Origin of the sequence: Megasphaera massiliensis (assembly GCF_036305205.1) — a bacterium.
GTDB classification, from domain to species: Bacteria; Bacillota; Negativicutes; order Veillonellales; family Megasphaeraceae; genus Megasphaera; species Megasphaera massiliensis.
Map to the genome: position 1 here is coordinate 1 of NZ_JAXIXE010000031.1, position 20150 is coordinate 20150.

16 protein-coding genes and 1 tRNA gene are annotated in these 20150 nt (G+C 47.8%); 16 read left to right on the forward strand and 1 reads right to left on the reverse strand.

The window, feature by feature from the left end; genetic code table 11:
- Positions 1-65 precede the first annotated feature (65 nt).
- From UCI88_RS05785 to UCI88_RS05860, 16 genes are all read left to right on the forward strand, one after another.
- Positions 66-141, forward strand: a tRNA-Val gene (locus UCI88_RS05785).
- Between the two features lie 208 nt (positions 142-349).
- A complete protein-coding gene (locus UCI88_RS05790; protein ID WP_256180297.1) occupies positions 350-1588 on the forward strand; it encodes a hexokinase family protein in 1239 nt (412 codons plus the stop codon).
- Positions 1589-1697: 109 nt separating this feature from the next.
- Positions 1698-2477, forward strand: a complete 780-nt coding sequence (locus UCI88_RS05795; RefSeq protein WP_044505255.1) for a MurR/RpiR family transcriptional regulator — start codon at positions 1698-1700, stop codon at positions 2475-2477.
- Positions 2478-2678: 201 nt separating this feature from the next.
- Positions 2679-4841, forward strand: a complete 2163-nt coding sequence (locus UCI88_RS05800) for an alpha-glucoside-specific PTS transporter subunit IIBC (RefSeq protein WP_044505256.1) — start codon at positions 2679-2681, stop codon at positions 4839-4841.
- A 9-nt stretch (positions 4842-4850) separates the two neighbouring features.
- Entirely contained in the window at positions 4851-6518 is a 1668-nt protein-coding gene (locus UCI88_RS05805; protein WP_330024104.1) for a glycoside hydrolase family 13 protein, read from the forward strand.
- 11 nt (positions 6519-6529) lie between these two features.
- Complete coding sequence (locus tag UCI88_RS05810) at positions 6530-7309, forward strand: HAD-IIB family hydrolase (RefSeq protein WP_256180299.1); 780 nt, start codon at positions 6530-6532, stop codon at positions 7307-7309.
- 17 nt (positions 7310-7326) lie between these two features.
- Entirely contained in the window at positions 7327-8736 is a 1410-nt protein-coding gene (locus tag UCI88_RS05815) for an S-layer homology domain-containing protein (protein ID WP_256180300.1), read from the forward strand.
- A gap of 291 nt (positions 8737-9027) precedes the next feature.
- Positions 9028-9279, forward strand: coding sequence for a hypothetical protein (locus tag UCI88_RS05820; protein WP_330024105.1), 252 nt, complete (start codon positions 9028-9030; stop codon positions 9277-9279).
- A gap of 205 nt (positions 9280-9484) precedes the next feature.
- A complete protein-coding gene (locus UCI88_RS05825) occupies positions 9485-10294 on the forward strand; it encodes a DeoR/GlpR family DNA-binding transcription regulator (protein ID WP_330024106.1) in 810 nt (269 codons plus the stop codon).
- Positions 10295-10303: 9 nt separating this feature from the next.
- Positions 10304-11524 carry a four-carbon acid sugar kinase family protein gene (locus UCI88_RS05830; RefSeq protein WP_256180302.1) on the forward strand — a complete coding sequence of 407 codons (1221 nt, stop codon included), beginning with the start codon at positions 10304-10306 and terminating at the stop codon, positions 11522-11524.
- A gap of 335 nt (positions 11525-11859) precedes the next feature.
- Positions 11860-12843 carry a 4-hydroxythreonine-4-phosphate dehydrogenase PdxA gene (gene pdxA, locus UCI88_RS05835; RefSeq protein WP_044505263.1) on the forward strand — a complete coding sequence of 328 codons (984 nt, stop codon included), beginning with the start codon at positions 11860-11862 and terminating at the stop codon, positions 12841-12843.
- A 33-nt stretch (positions 12844-12876) separates the two neighbouring features.
- The gene (gene dapA / locus UCI88_RS05840) at positions 12877-13755 is read left to right on the forward strand and encodes a 4-hydroxy-tetrahydrodipicolinate synthase (RefSeq protein WP_065360304.1); all 879 of its coding nucleotides are present in this window, start codon (positions 12877-12879) and stop codon (positions 13753-13755) included.
- Between the two features lie 22 nt (positions 13756-13777).
- Positions 13778-14755, forward strand: coding sequence for a hydroxyacid dehydrogenase (locus tag UCI88_RS05845; RefSeq protein ID WP_044505265.1), 978 nt, complete (start codon positions 13778-13780; stop codon positions 14753-14755).
- A 186-nt stretch (positions 14756-14941) separates the two neighbouring features.
- On the forward strand, positions 14942-16249 hold the full coding sequence (locus tag UCI88_RS05850) for an MFS transporter (RefSeq protein WP_044505266.1): 1308 nt from the start codon (positions 14942-14944) through the stop codon (positions 16247-16249).
- Positions 16250-16348: 99 nt separating this feature from the next.
- Complete coding sequence (locus tag UCI88_RS05855) at positions 16349-17503, forward strand: amidohydrolase family protein (protein ID WP_154651923.1); 1155 nt, start codon at positions 16349-16351, stop codon at positions 17501-17503.
- 28 nt (positions 17504-17531) lie between these two features.
- Positions 17532-18680, forward strand: a complete 1149-nt coding sequence (locus UCI88_RS05860; RefSeq protein WP_256180304.1) for an iron-containing alcohol dehydrogenase — start codon at positions 17532-17534, stop codon at positions 18678-18680.
- Between the two features lie 62 nt (positions 18681-18742).
- Here UCI88_RS05860 and UCI88_RS05865 read toward each other — a convergent pair whose 3' ends face one another.
- Positions 18743-20149: a vWA domain-containing protein gene (locus UCI88_RS05865; protein WP_044505269.1), complete on the reverse strand. Its 1407-nt coding sequence runs from the start codon at positions 20147-20149 to the stop codon at positions 18743-18745.
- Position 20150: the final 1 nt, after the last annotated feature.

A 20150-nucleotide genomic window follows, 5' to 3' on the forward strand; every position in this document is an offset into this window, starting at 1 on the left:
GTGGTCTAAGACATCGCCCTTTCACGGCGAGAACATGGGTTCAAATCCCGTAGGGGTCACCACATGGGCGATTAGCTCAGCTGGGAGAGCGCCTGCCTTACAAGCAGGATGTCAGCAGTTCGATCCTGTTATCGCCCACCAAATTTTATTCAGGGACAGTGCATGAATGATATCTTCATGCACTGTCCCTTTTCTTGTATTATGATGGGGTGTACCGAAGTTCACAATATGTACCACCGTCCAAGGCGGTTTCATGGGAACAAAACGGCCCTTGTCGGTTGTATTCCCGATGCATTTCCTTTATGATGGAGGCATAGATGTTTAAAGTACAGACAGGAGGCCTACAGCAATGGCAGATACGATAAAGGACTTTAAGACGATGCAGCAGAAATTGAATTTAGACGGCGCCGATTTATGCCGCTTGGCTCAGGATTTTCGCCGGACGGCGGAAGATGCCCTGGCCGGTAAAAAGAGCTCTCTTTCGGCCCTGCGTACCTATTTGGGACTCCCGACGGGATTGGAAACGGGGACCTTCATGGCTCTTGATTTCGGCGGGACCAATGTCCGGGCTTCACGTATCACCTTATCCGGCGCAGATGGATTTACGATTGAAACCAAGGTATCGAAGCCTTTAAGAGGTGACGCTTATGACTACACGACTTCGTCGACGACGGCAGAGGCCTTGTTTGACTTCATCGCCAATATCGTAAAAGAAGCGGCCGGCGGCAATGAGCCCTATAAGTTGGGATTTACCTTTTCCTTTGCCGTCAATCAGACGTCAGCCAAAGATGCCAGCCTCATCGCCTGGTCGAAAGAAATCGATGTCCCCGGTGTTGCCGGTAAGTCGATCAACGGTCTTCTTAAGGAAGCCCTCGTTCGCAATGGAATGGACCGTATTGAACCGGTGGCCCTGTTGAACGATACGACAGCGACCCTCTTGTCGTCTGTCTATCAGCATAATCCGGCCCAGATCGGCATCGTCTGCGGTACAGGCTTCAATATGTGTTATTATGAACCGGCACTTTTGATGATCGTCAACTTAGAAGCCGGGGGTTTTTCGGGAGGACCGCGTACCGATTGGGATCGCCGTGTCGACGAAGAATCGCAGCAGCCCGGAGATCATTGTTTTGAAAAGATGATTGGCGGCCGTTACTTGAACGAGCTCTTCCGCGTCATGGTGATGGATTATTTGGATCGCGACGATGTTCCCCGTTTTACGACGCGCTGTATGAATGAACTTTTCTCCGGTGAAAAGACGGTCCGCGACGTTCTCGGCTTTGACGTGACGCTGGCCCAAAAAGAAGGCCTCTGTGCCTTGGGCGGAGCTGTCTTTACGCGGGCAGCACAGATGATCGGCGCTGCCAGCTTCGGCATTCTCGGCCATTTGGCGGGAGAAGAAGAACTTAAGGAACAGGCCATTGCTATCGAAGGCAGCCTTGTCGAAAAAATCGCCGGCGTCCCCAGCGTTATTGAAGGGGCTGTCTGCCGTTCCTGCATGGGTCTCTCTGAAGGAACGCCGATTCACATTGTGCCCAACAGCCACGGCGCCTCCATCGGGGCCGCCATTGCTGCGGCTCTCTGCGTCTGATGCCGGTTCCCGACTCTTGACGCCCTTCCCCTAATTTTCTATAATAAAAGCATAATTCCGGCCCTTGCGGAAATCTCCGCAAGGGCTTTTTTGCAAGGGAGGAGCGGCCATGGCACTGGAGGAACTCATCAATGAACACCGACAAGAATTAAATAATACCGATATGGGTATCTGGAAGTATATCGTACAGCACCGGGCTGAGGTTCGCCGCAGTTCGATTCACGAATTGGCTCGAGCCTGCAATGTATCGACGACGACCATTGTCCGCTTTGCGCAAAAATTGGGCCTCGAAGGCTTTGGCGAATTCAAGCTGCTCCTCAAACGGGAACAGGCGAAATCCTTCGAGTATGATGCCCATACCTTGGAAGGGCTGAATCGATTTTATGCCCAAACCGTCGATAAGGTCTGCAATCTTAATTTTGATCGGGCCAGTTCCCTCATCCATGAAGCCAATCGGATTTTTACGTATTCTTCGGGCTATGTGCAAAATAACGTCGTTCAAGAACTGAAGCGCCTCTTCTTCTATGACAATATTTTGATTTACGATGTGCCGGCGCGGGAAGAATTCCGCAATCTTGTCCATTCCCTGACTAAGGACGACTTGTTTATCATTGTTTCTTTTTCCGGCGAATCGCCGGCCGTAACCGAATTGGGCCATCTCCTGAAGGCGCGGGATATTCCCTTTATTTCCGTTACCCGTCTGCAGGATAATACCCTGGCCTCGTTGTCGACGGTCAATTTCTATATTTCTCCGGGCCAGTTCCAACTCTACGATAAGGAAGAGGAACACGTCCCCTTCCAGTCTATGATGCCTTACTTTGTCCTCATCGAAGTCTGGTATGTCAATTACTGTATGTACTGTCATCGCCTGCGCCAAGGTGACGAATGATATGTACCAAAGTACGTATTTTGTACCAGATTACAGCCCCGTGCCGCAGTGCCGGAAAGCCGCGAAACTATTGTGTTCGCGGCTCTTTTTTTATATCCTGTTAGTAAAGATAGCTTCAAGGAATACATCGAATGACGTCTTCGCTATATGACCGAGAATGCTAAGGACTTATATTTTTATTTTAAACGGGAGGAAACTGTTATGACATTCAGCAAGGAACGCAGTATGCAGGAATTGCAGCGCTTTGGCGGCGCTATGTATACGCCGGTCATTTTATTTGCTTTCTTCGGCTTGACTGTTGCCGTGTCGATTATTTTCAGTAATACGGGACTCTTTGGCAGCTTAGCTGAAGAGGGGACCTTGTGGTACGATTTCTGGTACGTCGTCCAGCAAGGTGCCTGGACGGTATTTAAGCAGATGCCGATCCTCTTTGCCATCGCCGTTCCCATTGGTTTTGCCAAGAAAGAACAGGCACGCTGTGCCATGGAAGGCTTCGTCATTTATATGATTTTCAACTACTTCATTTCTGGCCTCTTGAGTCTCCACGGCAGTTATTTCGGCGTCGATTACAGTCAGGAAGCCGGAGCCGGTACGGGGCTGGCTATGATTGCTAACATCAAGACCTTGGATATGGGCATGCTCGGCGCCATCTTTATTGCCTGCATTTCTGCCTATCTCCACAATCGCTTCTATGATACGGAAATTCCCGACTGGCTCGGTATCTTCAAAGGTCCGGCTTTCGTCGTCGCCGTCGGCTTTTTGGTCATGCTGCCGACAGCCCTTCTCTTCTGCTATATCTGGCCGCCCATTCAGCACGGTATCGAACAGTTCCAGTTCTTCCTCAAGACCAGTGGTATCTTCGGTGTCTGGGCTTATACGTTCTCCGAGAAGATGCTCCTGCCGGCAGGCCTTCATCACTTCATTTACCTGCCCTTCATTTTTGGGCCGGCTGTCGTTGACGGCGGCATTCAGGCCTACTGGTTGGGACACATCAACGACTTTGCAACCAGTGCCCAGTCATTGCGGGATATGTTCCCTCAGGGCGGTTTTGCCCTTCACGGCAGCGGTAAAGTCTTCGGTCTTCCCGGTGCAGCCTTGGCCATGTATTACTGCGCCAAACCGGAAAAGCGTAAAAAGGTAGCAGCCCTCTTGATCCCGGCTACGATCACAGCTGTCCTCTGCGGCATTACCGAACCGATTGAATTTACCTTCTTGTTCGTCGCCCCTGTGTTGTACGTCGTCCATGCCGTTTTATCGGCGACGTTGTCGTCCATCCTCTACTTTATCGGCTTGTCTGGCAACTTTGGCGGCGGCCTCATCGATGCCTTCGTCCAAAACTGGATTCCCCTGTTCCGCTTCCACGCCGGGACGTATATCATGCAGATTGCCATCGGCCTCTGCTTTACCGCTATTTATTTCGTCGTTTTCCGTTTCTTGATCCTTCACTTCGACTTTAAGACGCCTGGGCGGACCGATGATGGTGAAGACGATAAATTGTTTACCAAGGCGGAATATAAAGCCAAGAAAGAAATGGAAAAGAAGGGCATTGCCGGTGGTGCCGATGCCTTGAAAGCTCAGGTCTTCCTCGACTGCCTCGGCGGTCCGGACAACATTCAGGAAGTCACCAACTGCGCGACTCGTCTGCGGGTCACGGTCAACGATCCGGATAAAGTTGCCGGGACGAGCAAGTTTACCAATGCCGGGGCCTTTGGCTTGGTGAAAAACGGCCGTGCCGTTCAGGTCATCGTCGGTCTGTCCGTGCCGAACGTCCGCAGCCATTTCGATGCCTTGCTGAAAGGCGATTATACGCCGATTGCTGAAACCGTGCCGACAGAACCGAAAGCGGCTGAATCGGATGGCACTAAGGCGGAACCCGTTGCTGCTGTCGCTTCTGTCGATGAAGATTCCCGCTCCATGCGGCTGAAAGCCTTCGTGTCCGGCGACCTCGTCGATATCAGCGAAGTCCCTGATGACGCCTTTTCTCAGATGATGATGGGCGACGGCGTAGCCATTAAGCCTTCCGGCGATACGATTGTGGCTCCGGCGGACTGCGTTGTGTCGATGATTATGGAAAGCTCCCTCCACGCCGTGGGCTTGGAACTGAGCAATGGCGCTGAAATCTTGATTCACATCGGTCTCGATACGGTCAATTTGAACGGTGAAGGCTTTACCCTCTTGACGGAACAGGATGCACAGGTAAAAGCAGGTGATCCCTTGATTCGCTTCGACCGCGATGTCATTGCTAAGGCCGGCTATGACGATATCGTCATCATGGCCGTTACCAATTCTCCGGAATATCCGCAGATGAAGAAAGAACCGGACCAGCCTGTCGTCGCTGGTGAAACACCGATTGTCATTTTCTAGGAGGTTTTTATGGATACGTTAAAATGGTGGCAGAAAACAGCAGTCTATCAGGTTTATCCCCGCAGCTTTCAGGATACGACAGGAAGCGGCGAAGGCGATATTCCCGGCATTACGCGTCATCTCGACTATTTAAAAGCCTTGGGCATCGGTGCGGTCTGGTTGACGCCGGTCTATCCGTCGCCCATGGTCGACAACGGCTACGATATCAGTGATTATACGGCCATCGACCGTCGCTACGGGACCCTGGCCGATATGGAAAAACTCATTGCTGAAGGCAAGAAGCGGGATATCCGCATCGTCATGGATTTGGTTTACAATCACACTTCGGACCGGCATGACTGGTTCCAAGAATCGAAACGGAGCCGGGATAACGATAAGGCTGACTGGTATATCTGGCGTGATGCCAAGGAAGACGGTTCGGCTCCGACGAACTGGCGGTCCATCTTCGGCGGTTCGGCCTGGACCTGGTGCGAAGAACGGCAGCAGTATTACCTGCATACCTTTGCCGTCGAACAGCCGGATCTGAATTGGGAAAACCCAGACGTCCGCCAGGCCTTGTATGACGCGGCCAACTTTTGGCTCGATAAAGGTGTCGGCGGTTTCCGTATCGATGCCATCGTCTATATCAAGAAGCCGGCTGTCTTTGAAGACGGCCCTGTCGATGGAGCTGACGGCTTGTCGTCGATCCATCAGATGATTGCCAATACGCCGGGTATCCTCGACTTTCTCCATGAATTTCGCAGCCAGGTCTTTGACGGTCACGATATCTTCACCGTCGCCGAAGCTAATGGGGTGGCACCGGAAGAGTTGCCCCAATGGGTCGGCGAAGACGGCGTTTTCAGTATGCTCTTTGAATTCAGCCATTCGAACGTGGAATTTACGGATGATGAAATTTTGTGCAAAGCCTCTTCGTGGCCGCTGACGAAGCTCAAAAAAGCACTGTCTGCCAGCCAAAGGGCGACGGCTGATAACGGTTGGTATCCGATTTTCTTTGAAAATCATGACCGCAATCGCTGTGTCAATCACTACTTCCCGGAGGGAACGGATACCCAAGCGGCGGCGAAAGCCATGGCGACGGTCTTGTTCGGGCTTCGGGGGACGCCTTTCATTTATGAGGGGCAGGAATTAGGCATGGCCAATACGGCGTTTGAACGGATTGAAGACTATAACGATATTTCGACTCATGGCCAGTATCAGATGGCTTTGGAGGAAGGTCTTGAATCGGCAGAAGCCCTGAAGGTCGTACAGTTCCACAGCCGGGACAATGCCAGGACTCCCATGCAGTGGACGACGGAGGCGCAGGCCGGATTTACGACGGGGACGCCGTGGCTTCCCGTTCATGACGACTTTGCCTCCTGCTGCGCTGAAGTTGAAGAAAAAGATGATCAATCGGTCCTTTCTTACTATCGTAAACTCCAGCATGAACGATTCCGGGGGGAAGCGTCGCAGATTTTGCTGCAGGGCAGCTATGAAGAACTCTTGGCTGACGATGAGTCCATCTACGCTTTTAAACGGACTTTGGGTAATCAGGCTGTCCTGATCCTGGTCAATTTCACGAATGATACGGTTCGTTATAATGTCGACCTTGTACAGGGCGCCTCGGTACTTATTGGGAATTTTGAAAATCCCCGGGCCGGTGAATTACGACCGGCAGAAGCCGTCATCTATCGTATATGAGGAGGAATATTATGTTAAAAGTTGCTGCCAGTGATTACGACGGGACTTTATTCCGAGACGATATCATTACAGCTGAAGATGCGGAAGCCGTTCGTCAGTGGCGGGCTGCGGGCCATAAATTCGGCGTCGTTTCCGGCCGTGACCACGGCATGCTTTGGCCCCAGCTCAAGCACTACGGCATTGAATATGACTATTTGGCCTGCAATAACGGAGGCCTTATCAGTGACGGACAGAATCGGGTCCTTTGGGAAGCCCGTATCGAGCCGGCCGTTTTAAAGAAAGCCAGTGAACTGCCTCTGGTCCGAAAATCTTTCCATTTCTCTTTTTCATCAGAAGACCGGACCTATCTTTGCCACGATATGGAGGGGACCTGGGTTTGGCGCGAGGCTGAACAGTGGGACTATACCTTGGTTCCTATTACAGAAGAGGATATAGAGCACTTGCCGCAGATCATTCATCAGTTTTCCTTAGGGTTTACGAACGCGGAAGATGCCCTGGCGGCTAGTGAGGAAGTCAACGCTAATTTTGGCAACGTGATTCATGCGTACCCCAATCGCTGCGCCGTCGATATTATTCCGGCTGACATCAGTAAGGAACAGGCCATTTCCCATACGCTCGCCCTCTTCGGGTGGGACGGCGCCGAAATCTTGGCCATTGGCGATGAAATCAACGACCTGCCCATGATCCTGGGATACAACGGCTATACTGTTTCCACGGCCCGACCGGCCATTCAGGCTCAGGCCCGCAAAGTCTATGACAGCGTAGGGGCCATGCTGATCGATAACTTATAAGAAAAGAGGTCCTTACGATGTATTTTAATAAAAAAGCCTGTGCGGTCTTAGCGGCCTTGACGTTGGAACTGTCCGGCGCGGCATGGGCGGCATCGGCCGACAGTTTCTCCGATGTACCGAAAGACCATTGGTCCTATGAAGCCCTCGATTATCTGGCTCAGGAAGGGGTCATCGAAGGCATGGGCGACAATACCTTTGAAGGTGGCCGCACGATGACTCGCTATGAAGTGGCCAGCATCGTTGCCAAAGCCATGCAGAAGGGCGGCGGAAGCTTTGGCGATAAGGCGGTTCTTGAAAAGCTCCACGGGGAATATGCTGATGAAATCAGCGTCCTTCAGCAGCAAGTAGCGGCTAACACCAAGCAGATCGACCAGAATACGAAAGATATCGATGAATTAAAGAACGGCATCGCCGGCAAGATGGAACTCAGCGGTTTTGTCCGCGTCCAGTACGACCATGATAAATACAGTGGTCAGGTGCAGAATAACAGCGACCTGTACAAGGATAATAATCGCTTCTATATGAGCCTTAATGGGGCATATAAAGTAAACGACAACTGGAAAGCTAAATTCCAGCTAGAAAAAAATTCCTTCTACAACGGCGGTCACGACCACGAGAATGAATCGGGTTCATGGGCAGCCGACGGGAAAGACAAGGGCCGTGCCAAGCGCTGGTCCGGTCACGATGGTAATATCCAGCGTATCTGGGTCGAAGGAACGGATCCTAAGACCGGAGCTTGGATCAACATTGGCCGGGCATGGCGCGGTTTAGGGCAGCAAAACGTCCTCTTCGGAACCGAATCCGATGGTGTTCAAGTTGCCGTACCAATCAAGGGGACGAATCTGATGGCCAGTGGTTTTTGGATGGCTTCGACCGGGGCCGGCAACCACGAAAGTTGGTACGGCCTTGGCACGTGGGGGAATGTAGGGCCGCGAGCCGGCATCAACTTGGCTTATGCCCTCAACTCCAAGAATAAGGGCGATGTTTACGAAAAGAACACGACCCATCTTGAAACTTGGGGCGAAGAAACTGTCGATTACGATAAAGCCTACGTCTTAAGCGGCTGGTTTGACGTCTCAAAAGACGTCCGCTTCCTGGCCGACTATGTTCGTACTAATGCCGACTATCAAAACAGCAGTACCTTCCTGCGGTTGAACTACAAAGAAACGGACCTGAAGAAGCCAGGAACCTGGCAGGCTTATGCTCGATGGTATCGATATGGAACGAACGGTACCATTGCTGGCGACGATGAATGGGGCTCCCTGTTCTACAATGGCAGTGCCGGAAGTAAAGGCTGGATCCTGGGCTATAAATACGTTCCCTGGAAGAATATCGAATGGGAAACGCTGTACTCGAAACAAGAACAGATTTCTAACTCCGATAATAAGCGAACCCTCATCCGTACGCAGATGGACTTCCATTTTTAAAGTAGCAAGAAACGACTAAATGTTTTAGAAAATCCCCTGGGTAATGTGAACCGCCCCCCCTAAAGTTGGACCTAAAAATCTAACTTTAGGGGAGGCACATCATACTGGCTCAGGGGACTTTTTGGTTATGGAATAGACTTTCTGATTATAATATTGCCATCTTATGGATAGGAGATATTTGAGATCCTTGGATTTCTTGAATAATCCGATTTTTATTCATCAGAATGCTGAGTTAGACAGAAAATAAGGTTTCGTTTGGATATAAATGAGACGAAAAAGTTTTCGTTGCATTTGCGTTTCTTTATTACTGATAATGCTGTTCGCATTACTTTGCCAGTCCTAGATGCGGTTCCTCAAATGACACAGGATGAATTGCTCGTCTTCAAGGTGTTGCCGGAAAATCGCCTCATGAGTCGAAAAGAAATCGAAGAGCAAACTCCATTCACGAGAGTTAAAGTAATACGTGTATTAAATGAACTGGTTCAAAAGAAGGCCATACGCAAGACTGGGGTGGGACGGGGAACGAAATATATGCGGGCATAAAAAATAAGCTGCTTCAGTGAAATCGTGTAAATGATATGCTCCTCTTCAAGAAACATGCGATTTTATTATTTCTCATGTCTACCCCGAAGTGGACATATCATACTTTTTTGTGCGAGGTCTGTTTTGCTATGTTTTCCTTCTTGACGCTTCTTTTCCCTCTTGATATAATTAAATAACACAAAACAACAAATATAAACAACGAATTGTGAGCGAACTATGTGAAGATGAACATGAGGTGAAGGATATGCTACCGGCAGAACGACGGCAATTTATTTTAAATGAATTGTATAAGAGTAAAGCCGTTACTGTAAACGACTTAGCACAACAACTGGACGTAACGACGATGACGATTCGTCGGGATTTACAGCATTTAGAAGAAGGAGGGCTCGTTGAAAAGAGCCATGGCGGAGCTGTTTTAGTGGAATCATCCGTAAAGGATGCCACGTATCGGAATCGAAAATTGGTCCATATCGATGAAAAGCGAAAGATGGCAGCCGCAGCCCTGCCCATGATAGAATCGTCGATGAGTATCTATTTGGATGCGGGGACGACGAATTTTGAGTTAGCTGAATTAATGGCCAAGCAGCATTGGGAGAATTTGACCGTTGTCACCAATGACTTAGCCATTTCACAGGTTTTGACACCGGTTTTAGGGGTATACGTCATTCTTTTGGGCGGTCATATTGACGTCGAATCCAATTCGACCTGCGGTGTTTTGGCGACCAATATGGTGCAGACCATGCATTTTGATATCTGCTTTTTTGGGACACAGGCCATTACGCCGGACTGGCGAATCATGACGGCCAATGCTGAAAAAATTGATGTTAAACGAGCTTGTTTGCAGGCGTCCGATAAGGTGGTCCTCCTTGCCGATCATTCTAAGTTTAAGAAGCATAAACTCTATTATATTTTCGATATCTGGGAAGTTGACACCTTGATCAGTGATTATACGGCGACGGCTGAGGAACAAGGGCTGTTTGACGAGCATCAGGTAAACTTTATTCATGTGCAGTGAGGTGGTAGTATGCATCATTTTGTTATCATCGCCGATGATTTTACAGGGGCGAATGATACTGGTGTCCAGCTTTGTAAACGGGGCATTCCCGCTGATGTTATCCTGGATATAGATCAAATTGAAGATAATGAAAATAGTCTGGCTATTGATAGTGAAAGCCGCGTCGTATCGCCTCAAGAGGCTTATGACCGAGTTTATCATGCCGTGACGCAGGTAATGCGGCAAGGGGGGTGTCGCTTTTTGTACAAAAAAGTGGACTCGACCCTGCGCGGTCATTTGCAAGAAGAAATCCGTGCTGCTTTAGACAGTTATGGGCCGGAACTCATCATTTTTGCGCCGGCTTATCCCGAAATGGGACGGACGGTAGAACAAGGCCGTCTTTGCGTTCAGGGGACGCCGCTTCTCGATACGGAAATTGCCCGTGATCCGAGAAACCCTTTGGAAGAAGACAATGTTCAGAAGATCCTGTCGGCCTGCCTGACAGAACCCGTACTGCATTATGACTATCATGATCTGGCTGAGGGAGCGATTGCCTTGACGGGGCGAGCCTATTCCTTTGATACAAAGGAGCCGGCACAGTTGGAGCATATTGCTATGGCGGCCATGAAGACGGGAAAGAAAATCCTTTGGATCGGTTCAGCCGGTCTCGCTCAGGGGATATTACAGGTCAGTTGCCGGAGTCTTCCGGTATTGGCAGTCATCGGCAGCATTAGCAGCAAGACGATGGCGCAGATTGCATACTGTCGAGATAAGGGAGTGAATATCGTTTCTTTGGATATGAAAGAACTTTATGAAGTGCCGGGCACCGGTGACGTTATACAATCGGTTGTCTCACGTTTACAGGAAGGTCATAATGTCATTTTGACGGGAGCGGACTGCCGTCAGGCGTACGAAGATTTTGCTGCCTATGGTCGTGAAAAGGGGCTTTCTACGGATTCGCTGGCCGAGTTTACGAAACAAACCTTGAGTCAACTGGTGCCGGCTGTTTTAAAGGATGCCGCCGTAAGCGGACTGTTTTTGACGGGCGGAGATACGGCCATTGCTGTCACACGCCGGTTGGCAGCACACGGATCCCGGATTGAACGGGAACTTGTGCCCGGTTTTGTTCAAGGGAGACTGTTGGGCGGTGTTCGAAATGGCCTGCCCATTGTGACCAAGGCCGGAGCCTTTGGAACGGAAAAAGATATTTACAATTGTATAGAATCTTTAAGATATCTGCCGGAGCCGTGAATTTTCGGTGCATAGAAATCGTTAAAAGCCATTAGAATAGGTAAGGAATGTTGCCTATTCTAATGGCTTTTTTGTTCTTATCTGTTCTATTATGTTAAAATATCATGATTTAAAGAGGCGGATAAATGGGGATAAAGCCACTGACTATCTAGCCTTAGCAATTGCTTTTTAAGAATTTTCAGCAAATTAAAAAGAAAAAACAATGATAAATAGGCATTGTTGACATTATAAAAAGTTGTTGACTTATTCGAACAAGTGAAATATAATTTAAACAACAAAAATAAACACATAACAACATAACAAAACAACGATGTTGTGATAAAGGAGGAGATACAGTGGCAAATAAATTTGTGGGCATCACCATGGGGGATCCGGCCGGAATCGGACCGGAGATTTCGCTCAAAGCCATAGATGCTAAAAAAGAGTATCAGCAGTCTGTATTGATCTACGGCAGCTATGATGTACTCCAATACTACCACCAACAGCTCCGCTTGACGACGCCGCTGGTACGTATTCAGAATATTCAAGAATTTCAGCCGGGAAAGATTAATGTTATCTCTGTTATAGACTTGGCCATCGGAAAAGATTTTGAAATCGGAAAGGTTTCTCCCGTTGCCGGAGATGCTGCTTACCGATATATCGAAAGAGCCATTTCGGATGCCTTGAAGGGTGACATCAAAGTCGTCACGACGGCGCCGTTAAATAAAGAAGCTCTTCATAAAGGCGGGCATCAATTTGACGGTCATACGGAAATCTTTGCAACCCTTACGGGCACCAAAGCCTATACCATGATGCTTTGGAGTGAAAAGATGTCGGTCGTTCATGTATCGACGCACTGTTCTCTGCGAGAAGCTTGTAATCGAGCAAAGAAAGCCAGAATTTTGGAATGTATCCATTTGGCTGATGGTGCGATGAAACAGTTAGGCGTTACGGAACCGAGAATTGCCGTTGCCGGACTCAATCCGCACAGTGGGGAAGCCGGAATCTTCGGACGTGAAGATATTGATGAAATCATACCGGCTATTGAAGAAGCAAAGAAAGAAGGACTTTGCGTGGACGGACCGGTTTCACCGGATACGGTTTTCTTGAAGGCTTACCGCGGTGTTTACGATATTGTCGTTGCCATGTATCACGACCAAGGACATATTCCGATGAAGCTGGTGGCCTTTGATTCCGGTGTCAATGTCACTTTAGGACTTCCCATCATTCGTACCTCCGTCGACCATGGTACGGCCTTTGACATTGCCGGTAAAGGCATCGCCAAGGCAGACAGTATGTGTTATGCCGTTGATTTAGGTAAACGTTTTGCAGATCATTAAATTTCTATAGATGCACAAAGGAGCGAATATATTATGTTTAAAGCAGAAGGTTTGATTACCCCCGTTGTTACGGCGTTGACAGAAAACGAAGAATTTAACAAAAAGGAATACCAGGCGTTCATCGATCATCTGATTAAAGCCGGCGTCCATGGTATTTTCCCCTTAGGTACGAACGGTGAGTTCTATGCATTTTCTTTCAAAGAAAAATTGGAAATCATTGAAGCTGCTGTGGAAGCCGTTCAAGGTCGGGTTCCCGTTTACGCCGGTACGGGCTGCGTTACGACGAAAGAAACGATCGAAATGTCGAAGGCTGTGCAGCAGATGGGCGGTATCGATTGCCTGTCCATCATCACGCCGTACTTTGTAAAAGCTTCTCAGGCTGACTTGATCGAACATTTCAGCGCTGTCGCGGAAGCCGTTGACCTGCCGATTCTGTTGTATAACATTCCGGCAAGAACGGGTAACGCCATTGACTGGAAGACGGTTAAAACCTTAGCAAAATATGAAAATATCATCGGTATTAAAGATTCGAGCGGCAATTTCGATAATATGCTGAAATATATTGAAAATACCGATCCTCGTCTCAATGTACTGGCCGGCAGTGATTCCCTGATTCTTTGGGCACTCATGGCAGGCGGCACGGGCGCCATTTCCGGCTGCTCCAATGTCTTCCCCGAACTGATGGTCAGCATCTATAACTACTGGAAAGAAGGCAACATCGAAAAAGCTAACGAATCGCAGAAGAAAATTCGCGCTTTCCGAAACGTCATGCAGATGGGTAATCCGAACTCTGTCGTAAAACTTGCGGTGAACATGCGCGGTTATCACGTAGGTCCGGCTCGTCAACCGTCGAACTGCACGGATCCGGCTATTAAAAAGGCCTTGGAAGATGTTTTTAAACTGTATGAATAATTGACGTAAGGAGATGTAATTCATGGCTAAAGTTGTAATTTCACATCGTCTGCACGACGATGGCATGGCTGTTCTTGAAAAGGCCGGTGTAGAGGTCGTTATTACAAATAGCGGCGACCCGAAGGTTATGCTTCCGGAATTGAAAGATGCTGATGGTGTTATCATTCGAATCGGTTCTATTGATCGGGAAACGATGGAACAGTGCCCGAAATTGAAAGTTATTGGACGACCCGGTGTCGGCGTTGACGATGTCGATGTTGAAGCTGCAACGGAACTCGGAATTCCCGTCGTCATTGCCCCAGGGGCCAATAGTCGTTCTGTTGCAGAACATGCGATGGCAATGATGTTTGCCTGCGCTAAAGATATGATTCGCAGTGACAAAGAAATGCGTAACGGTAACTTTGGCATTCGCAGCTCCTATAAAGCCTATGAGTTAGGCGGTAAAACTCTTGGTTTGTTGGGTTACGGCCATATCGGAAGTATTTTTGCCGGCATGGCTGCCGGAATTGGCATGAAAGTCTTGGTTTACGATCCGTTTATTAAACGAGAAGCGGTTGAGGCACAAGGCTATGGATATCGTGAAGATATGCATGATATCTTAAAGGAATCCGATGTCGTTTCCATCCATACCCCGCTGACGCCGCAAACGCGGAATATGATTGGGGAAGCGGAATTGCAGATGATGAAAAAAGATGGCATTTTGATAAACTGTGCTCGCGGCGGTATCGTTGACGAAGCTGCGCTGAATAAAGCGTTAGATGAAAACCGAATTCACAGTGCCGGGACTGATGTTGTCGTACATGAACCGATTGATCCGGCAGATCCTATTTTCCATCATGATAATATCGTTGTTACCCCTCATATGGCAGGACAGACGCGAGAAGCGGCTTCAGGTGTTGCAACCCTGGCGGCAGAAGGAACGGTAGCTGTTATAAACGGTCAAAAGTGGGATAAGGTATGCAATCCCAAAGCATACGACCATAAGCGATGGAACAAGTAAAAGGCTGATCTATACTGCTGCATATATAGCAAAAAGCATGAAAACATTGCATTTTTTGAGAATGGGCGTCCTCGGGTTATGCAATAATTCATGCTATACCAATAGTATAGCACGTTGATCTGGCCACACCAAATGAAAAACAATAGTTAATTCTATATTTAATAATAAGGAAGGTGTGACTTATAAATGGAAGAAATGATGAAAAAAACTAACGCACGCTGGAATATATTTTTTATGTTAGCTATTATTTGTACTATCAACTACATTGACCGTGCCGTTATTTCCGTATGTATGCCTCAGATTCAAGAAGAATTGAACTTTTCACCAGAAGTTGTTGGCGCTATTTTAAGTGCATTTTTTTGGGGATATGCATTGATGCAGATTCCTTGTGGATGGCTTTGTGACAGATTTAAACCGGGTAAGATTTTGCTGATTGGCGGTTTATGCTGGGGGATATTTCAAGCCATTACAGGGATTTTAAGTAGTAGTAAACTCTTTATGTTCATTCGCGTTTTGCTAGGTATTTCTGAAGCACCTATTTATCCAGCAGGCGCTAAGCTGCAATCTATATGGCTTCCTGTTACGGAACGCTCCAGAGGAAGTGCGCTCGTTGATGTCGGGTCCTCTTTGGGGAATGCTTTTGGGGCGCCGTTAGTTGCCTTGTTTGTTCTTTGGTTAGATGGATGGAGAGAGGCTTTGATTGCCATTGGGGCTTTAACTGCTGTTATTGTTATTATTTGTGGCCGACGGTTAATGTCGACACCGGATACAAATAAGCGGGTTAATCAAGCTGAACGTGATTATATTAAAAATGCACTGGAAGAAGAATGGAAAGCCAATCAGGCCGACAGTGTTGCTACAAAAGTCAAGGTGCGTTTAACGACATATTTTATGCATAAAGATTTTTGGGGAATGTGCTTTGGGTTCACTTGCGGTAATGCCATTGCCTATGGTTTGATGACCTGGGGACCAATGTATTTAGCAACTGTACACCATTTAGATATTAAAGGATTGGGCGGAGCTTTATTTATCATCTATGGCGTTAGTGTGCTTGGCGGTTTATTAGGTGGTACGATTACGGATACTTTGAAAAGAAAATTTGGGAAAGAACACTATAATAAGATTATGCATTACAACTTATTATTAATCGGGGTTATGACAGGCGGCGCCATGTTGTTGCTCAGTCAGTCTGACTCGCTTTACATGGCTATTGGCTGCATTACTGTCGCATTATTCTTCCAAAAATGGTCTGGGTGCTTGTACTGGACAGTTCCGGCTGCATTAGCACAGCGTGAAAATATTGGTACTGTTGGTGGCTGCATGAACTGTGTAGGCAATATTGGCGGAGCTATTATTCCTTTAATCATTGGGGCAATTGTTGGTTCCACGGGATCTTATTTCTTAGCACTCGTATTGTTTGCTTGCTTCGGTATTGGCATTGGACTGTTTTCCTTACTCATTAACTTTAAAAAGAAAATTGGTGTTGAAGCGTAGTACACTTTAGCTTAATGTAGTTTGCCATAAACGCCTCTCCGGCGACTTCTTGTTTGAAGGGGCTGGAGAGGATGTTTTATTAATGAAAAGGAGCGAAACATGATGGCTGAAACAATAGATGTTTTAATTAAAAATGGTAATGTTATTGATCCAGATGATAGAAAGATTTCTAAGCGATCCATTGCTATACGTAATGGCAAGATTGTAGACTATGATCCGGACGTAATTTATAATGTCAAAGATGAAATTGATGCGGAGGGTTATTATGTTAGTCCCGGATGGGTTGACTCTCATGTACATGTATTTAAAGAAGGAACCGAACCTGGTTTTGATGCTGATTTAAATTTGATTCCAATGGGCATTACCAGTGCCATTGATGGAGGCAGCTCGGGTGTCGGAAATTGGCCTATTTTCAAACGAAATGTGGTGGATAATTGTTATTTAAATATTTTCTATTCAGTGAATGTTTCTACGTCAGGGCAAATTACTGAAAGCTATCCTGAAAACGTCGATCCCAGATATTTTGATGAAGAAGGGCTTCGTCGCATTTTTCAAGCAGATCCTATTCATGCAAGAGGTTTGAAATTAAGATATGGTGAAGAGGTCGTAGAACCTTTTGGTCCGATTGTTTTGGATAAAACCATTGAATTAGCTGAAAAGTTGAAATGTTCAATTACTTTACATGTTACTAATGCAGCGAGCACAATGGAAGATATTGTAAATAAGTTGCGACCGGGGGATGTTGTTTGCCATATTTATCAGGGAAAGCAGAATACCATTATTGATGAAGATGGAAAGATTAATAAAGCTGTTTTTAATGCAAGGAAACGCGGTGTATATTTTGATTCAGCGGATGCAAGAATCAACCACTGCTATAGGGTCATTTATCCTGCAATAGAACAAGGCTTTTATCCCGATATTATCTCGACGGATATTACTAAGAATGGTTTGTTTAATAATATGTTATGGGGGCTTCCTGTGGTTTTGTCAAAATGGCTGAATTTAGGATTGCCGTTAATGGATGTTGTCACTGCATGCACTTTTAGCCCAGCAAAAATTCATAAACTGCCGTGGGGGATTGGTACATTAAAGTCTGGTGCAAACGGTAATGTAACGATATTCAGTGTAGAAGATCGCCCATTCCATTTAAAAAATAGAATGGGAGAAGAGTTTGATGGTGAAAAAATGATTATGCCACAAGCTACGATCGTTAATGGAAATCTTCGGTTTAAGAGTTTATATTTTCCGTTTTAAATAAGTATAAAAGGTGGAGGTAATAAACATGAAACAATGCCAATTAACGATTCCGGGCGTCGTTTATGCAGGTCCCGGCAGTGTTGAAAAAATCAGTGAAGTATTACAGCGAGAAAAGGCGCAGTCCGTCCTTCTCTTTACGGATAAAGGCGTTCGCGGCGCAGGTCTTACGAAACGAGTCGAAGAAATTTGCTCTTCTTTGAAGCTGACGGTCATTGATGATTTGGCGACAGAACCGTCTTATCAGGATGTTGAACGCGTCATTGCCGAAGTCAGCCAAGCCAATATCGATTTGGTCATTGGTGTCGGCGGCGGCAGCGTCATGGATGCGGCGAAGTTGGCCAGCATCGTTATCGGTGCCGAATACGGTGTCCGCGATTTGCTTAAGGACCCGACGATTGCCAAGAAATACATCAAATCGCTGATGATTCCGACGACGTGCGGTACCGGTTCTGAAGCGACCTGCAATTCGATTGTCGCCATTCCGGAAGAACAGTCGAAACAAGGGATTGTCAATAACTGCATGATTCCCGACTATGTCATTTTAGATGCCGAAATGATCCGTCATCTGCCGCCGAAGGTTTTGGCAGCTACCGGTGTCGACGCCTTAGCCCATGTCGTAGAATGCTTCACATCGAAGAAAGCGACGATTTTGAGCGATACCTATGCCATTGAAGGGGCCAAGAAAATTTTCCACAACATCCGGGAAGCCTTTGTAGATGGATCTGACATGGACGCCAAAACGGAAATGCTTATTGGTGCCTTTTATGGCGGCGTGGCCATTACCGGCTCGGGGACGACGGCTGTTCATGCCTTGTCCTACCCCTTGGGCGGGAAATATCACATTGCCCATGGTGTTTCCAATGCCATCCTCTTTACCCATGTCATGGAATTCAATAAGGATGCCTGCACGGATCGACTGGCTGCCCTTTGCGATGCGGTCTATCCGGAAAAATACGCTGAAACGGCAGATGCTAAAGCGGACTATATCATTTCCGAAATCAAAGATGTCGTAGAAAAAGTTCAGATTCCGACTAAATTGGAAGAATTCGGTGTTAAAAAAGAGGACCTCGATTTTCTGGTCAAGGCCGGAAGCCAGCAGACCCGACTCTTGGTCAACAACTGCAAAGAATTGTCTCTCGACGATATTCGCTTCCTCTATGAAAAATTGTTCTAACCTTGGCATATAAAAAGACCGCACGCAACCCACGCGTGCGGTCTTTCTTTGTAATGTGGATATTAGAGCTTACTCGTGTGTTCTTGGTTGGCCATGGAGAAACCTCCGCCTCGGACGTCGTCGAAGTCGAGGCTGGGGTCGTAGTCAGGGAGCTTGGACAAGCGTTTTACAAGGCCATAGGGGTTCTTTAAGGAGAGGGTTTCACCGTGGCCTGAGAGGACCCAGAGGACTTTATAGCCTCGCGGTGATGTTTGAAGTTTTTCTTCTCCTTTGCCGTCCGTGAAGTAGACCAAGAGGTCGATGTTTTGGGTGTTGGCATAGTCGAAGACCGGTGAATAGGCGGTGCCGCCGCGAATGTCCAGGCGGCCTTTCACGTCTTCGAGGTCGCGGATGCGATAGGTCCGGCGAATCTGGTCGTCGCATTCGGCGACGATGATTTCATGGTCGTAGCAACGGACGAGCTGCAGGACTTCACCGATGGCCTGGCGGAATTCGGCGTCGGTGATGCTGCCGCTGATGTCAAGGCCGACGAGGATTTTTGCCGTATGAGAGCGCAGCTTGCCCGGCAGATCGAGGCGGTCCGGCTGGCGGCGGTTGCGTCGCATGGGCGTCCGTTTCCAACTGCTGGTAACCGAACCGATCAGTTTTTTCAGGTACCAGTGCCAGGGAAGGCTGTCTTTGTTGTCTTTTAAAGCCTTTATCATGCTCTCTAAATAGTTGGAGAGGTCGCCCTTTGACGAGGCATCGACGTATTTTTCCGTGAACTTTTTCAAGGTTTCATCGTCGACGGGATCGCTTTCATCCCAAAGTTCGTGGGTCGTAATGGGGTTATAGGAGACGGCGACGGTTTCGTCAGCATCACTTTCCGGTTCCGGCAGATTTTTGTTCTCTGTCCGTATGTCCAGGGCGGTCTGAATCTTATCGACGTAATATTCCAGACTTTCGAAGGGCTTTAGGAGGAGGGAAAAATTGGTGTTGACCCATTCCAAGGTCGTCGAAAAAGGCGGCAGATGGTCGAGGTAGGTATTGACGACGACGTCCATGGCCAGGGTGATGGCTTGCTTGCTGTAGTTTTCTCGCAGTTCCTTGGCTCGGATGAGGTGCAGGGAGACGATGTGAAGGATTTCGTGCTTGATGGTGCTTTCCATCTGTTCCGGCGACAGAGTCAGGAACAGGAGGGGATTGAAGTAGATTTGATAGCGGGTGCCCTTAAAGTTGACACCTGTCGGGGACGCCAAATCGAAGCGGATACTCTTTGTCATCTGGAAGAGAAAGTATCCGAAAAAATTATCCTTGTCTTCCATGAGGTGGCCGTTGATGCGGCCCAGGAAGGCGAAAAATTCATTTTGAAAATCAGCCGGTATCTCCGCTTCCGGATCGGGCCGGACCGAATCTTGGAGAATATTGTCGGCGATTATCGATGCCTGCTGGTAGAGGAGAGTGGCTTCAACGGAAATGGACTGTTTCATC

Excerpts from the sequence above, each read along its gene's own strand:
- UCI88_RS05790 (WP_256180297.1), top strand. The coding sequence starts at position 350 with ATGGCAGATACGATAAAGGACTTTAAGACGATGCAGCAGAAATTGAAT.
- UCI88_RS05795 (WP_044505255.1), top strand. The coding sequence starts at position 1,698 with ATGGCACTGGAGGAACTCATCAATGAACACCGACAAGAATTAAATAAT.
- UCI88_RS05800 (WP_044505256.1), top strand. The coding sequence starts at position 2,679 with ATGACATTCAGCAAGGAACGCAGTATGCAGGAATTGCAGCGCTTTGGC.
- UCI88_RS05805 (WP_330024104.1), top strand. The coding sequence starts at position 4,851 with ATGGATACGTTAAAATGGTGGCAGAAAACAGCAGTCTATCAGGTTTAT.
- UCI88_RS05810 (WP_256180299.1), top strand. The coding sequence starts at position 6,530 with ATGTTAAAAGTTGCTGCCAGTGATTACGACGGGACTTTATTCCGAGAC.
- UCI88_RS05815 (WP_256180300.1), top strand. The coding sequence starts at position 7,327 with ATGTATTTTAATAAAAAAGCCTGTGCGGTCTTAGCGGCCTTGACGTTG.
- UCI88_RS05830 (WP_256180302.1), top strand. The coding sequence starts at position 10,304 with ATGCATCATTTTGTTATCATCGCCGATGATTTTACAGGGGCGAATGAT.
- dapA (WP_065360304.1), top strand. The coding sequence starts at position 12,877 with ATGTTTAAAGCAGAAGGTTTGATTACCCCCGTTGTTACGGCGTTGACA.
- UCI88_RS05845 (WP_044505265.1), top strand. The coding sequence starts at position 13,778 with ATGGCTAAAGTTGTAATTTCACATCGTCTGCACGACGATGGCATGGCT.
- UCI88_RS05850 (WP_044505266.1), top strand. The coding sequence starts at position 14,942 with ATGGAAGAAATGATGAAAAAAACTAACGCACGCTGGAATATATTTTTT.
- UCI88_RS05855 (WP_154651923.1), top strand. The coding sequence starts at position 16,349 with ATGATGGCTGAAACAATAGATGTTTTAATTAAAAATGGTAATGTTATT.
- UCI88_RS05860 (WP_256180304.1), top strand. The coding sequence starts at position 17,532 with ATGAAACAATGCCAATTAACGATTCCGGGCGTCGTTTATGCAGGTCCC.
- UCI88_RS05865 (WP_044505269.1), bottom strand. The coding sequence starts at position 20,149 with ATGAAACAGTCCATTTCCGTTGAAGCCACTCTCCTCTACCAGCAGGCA.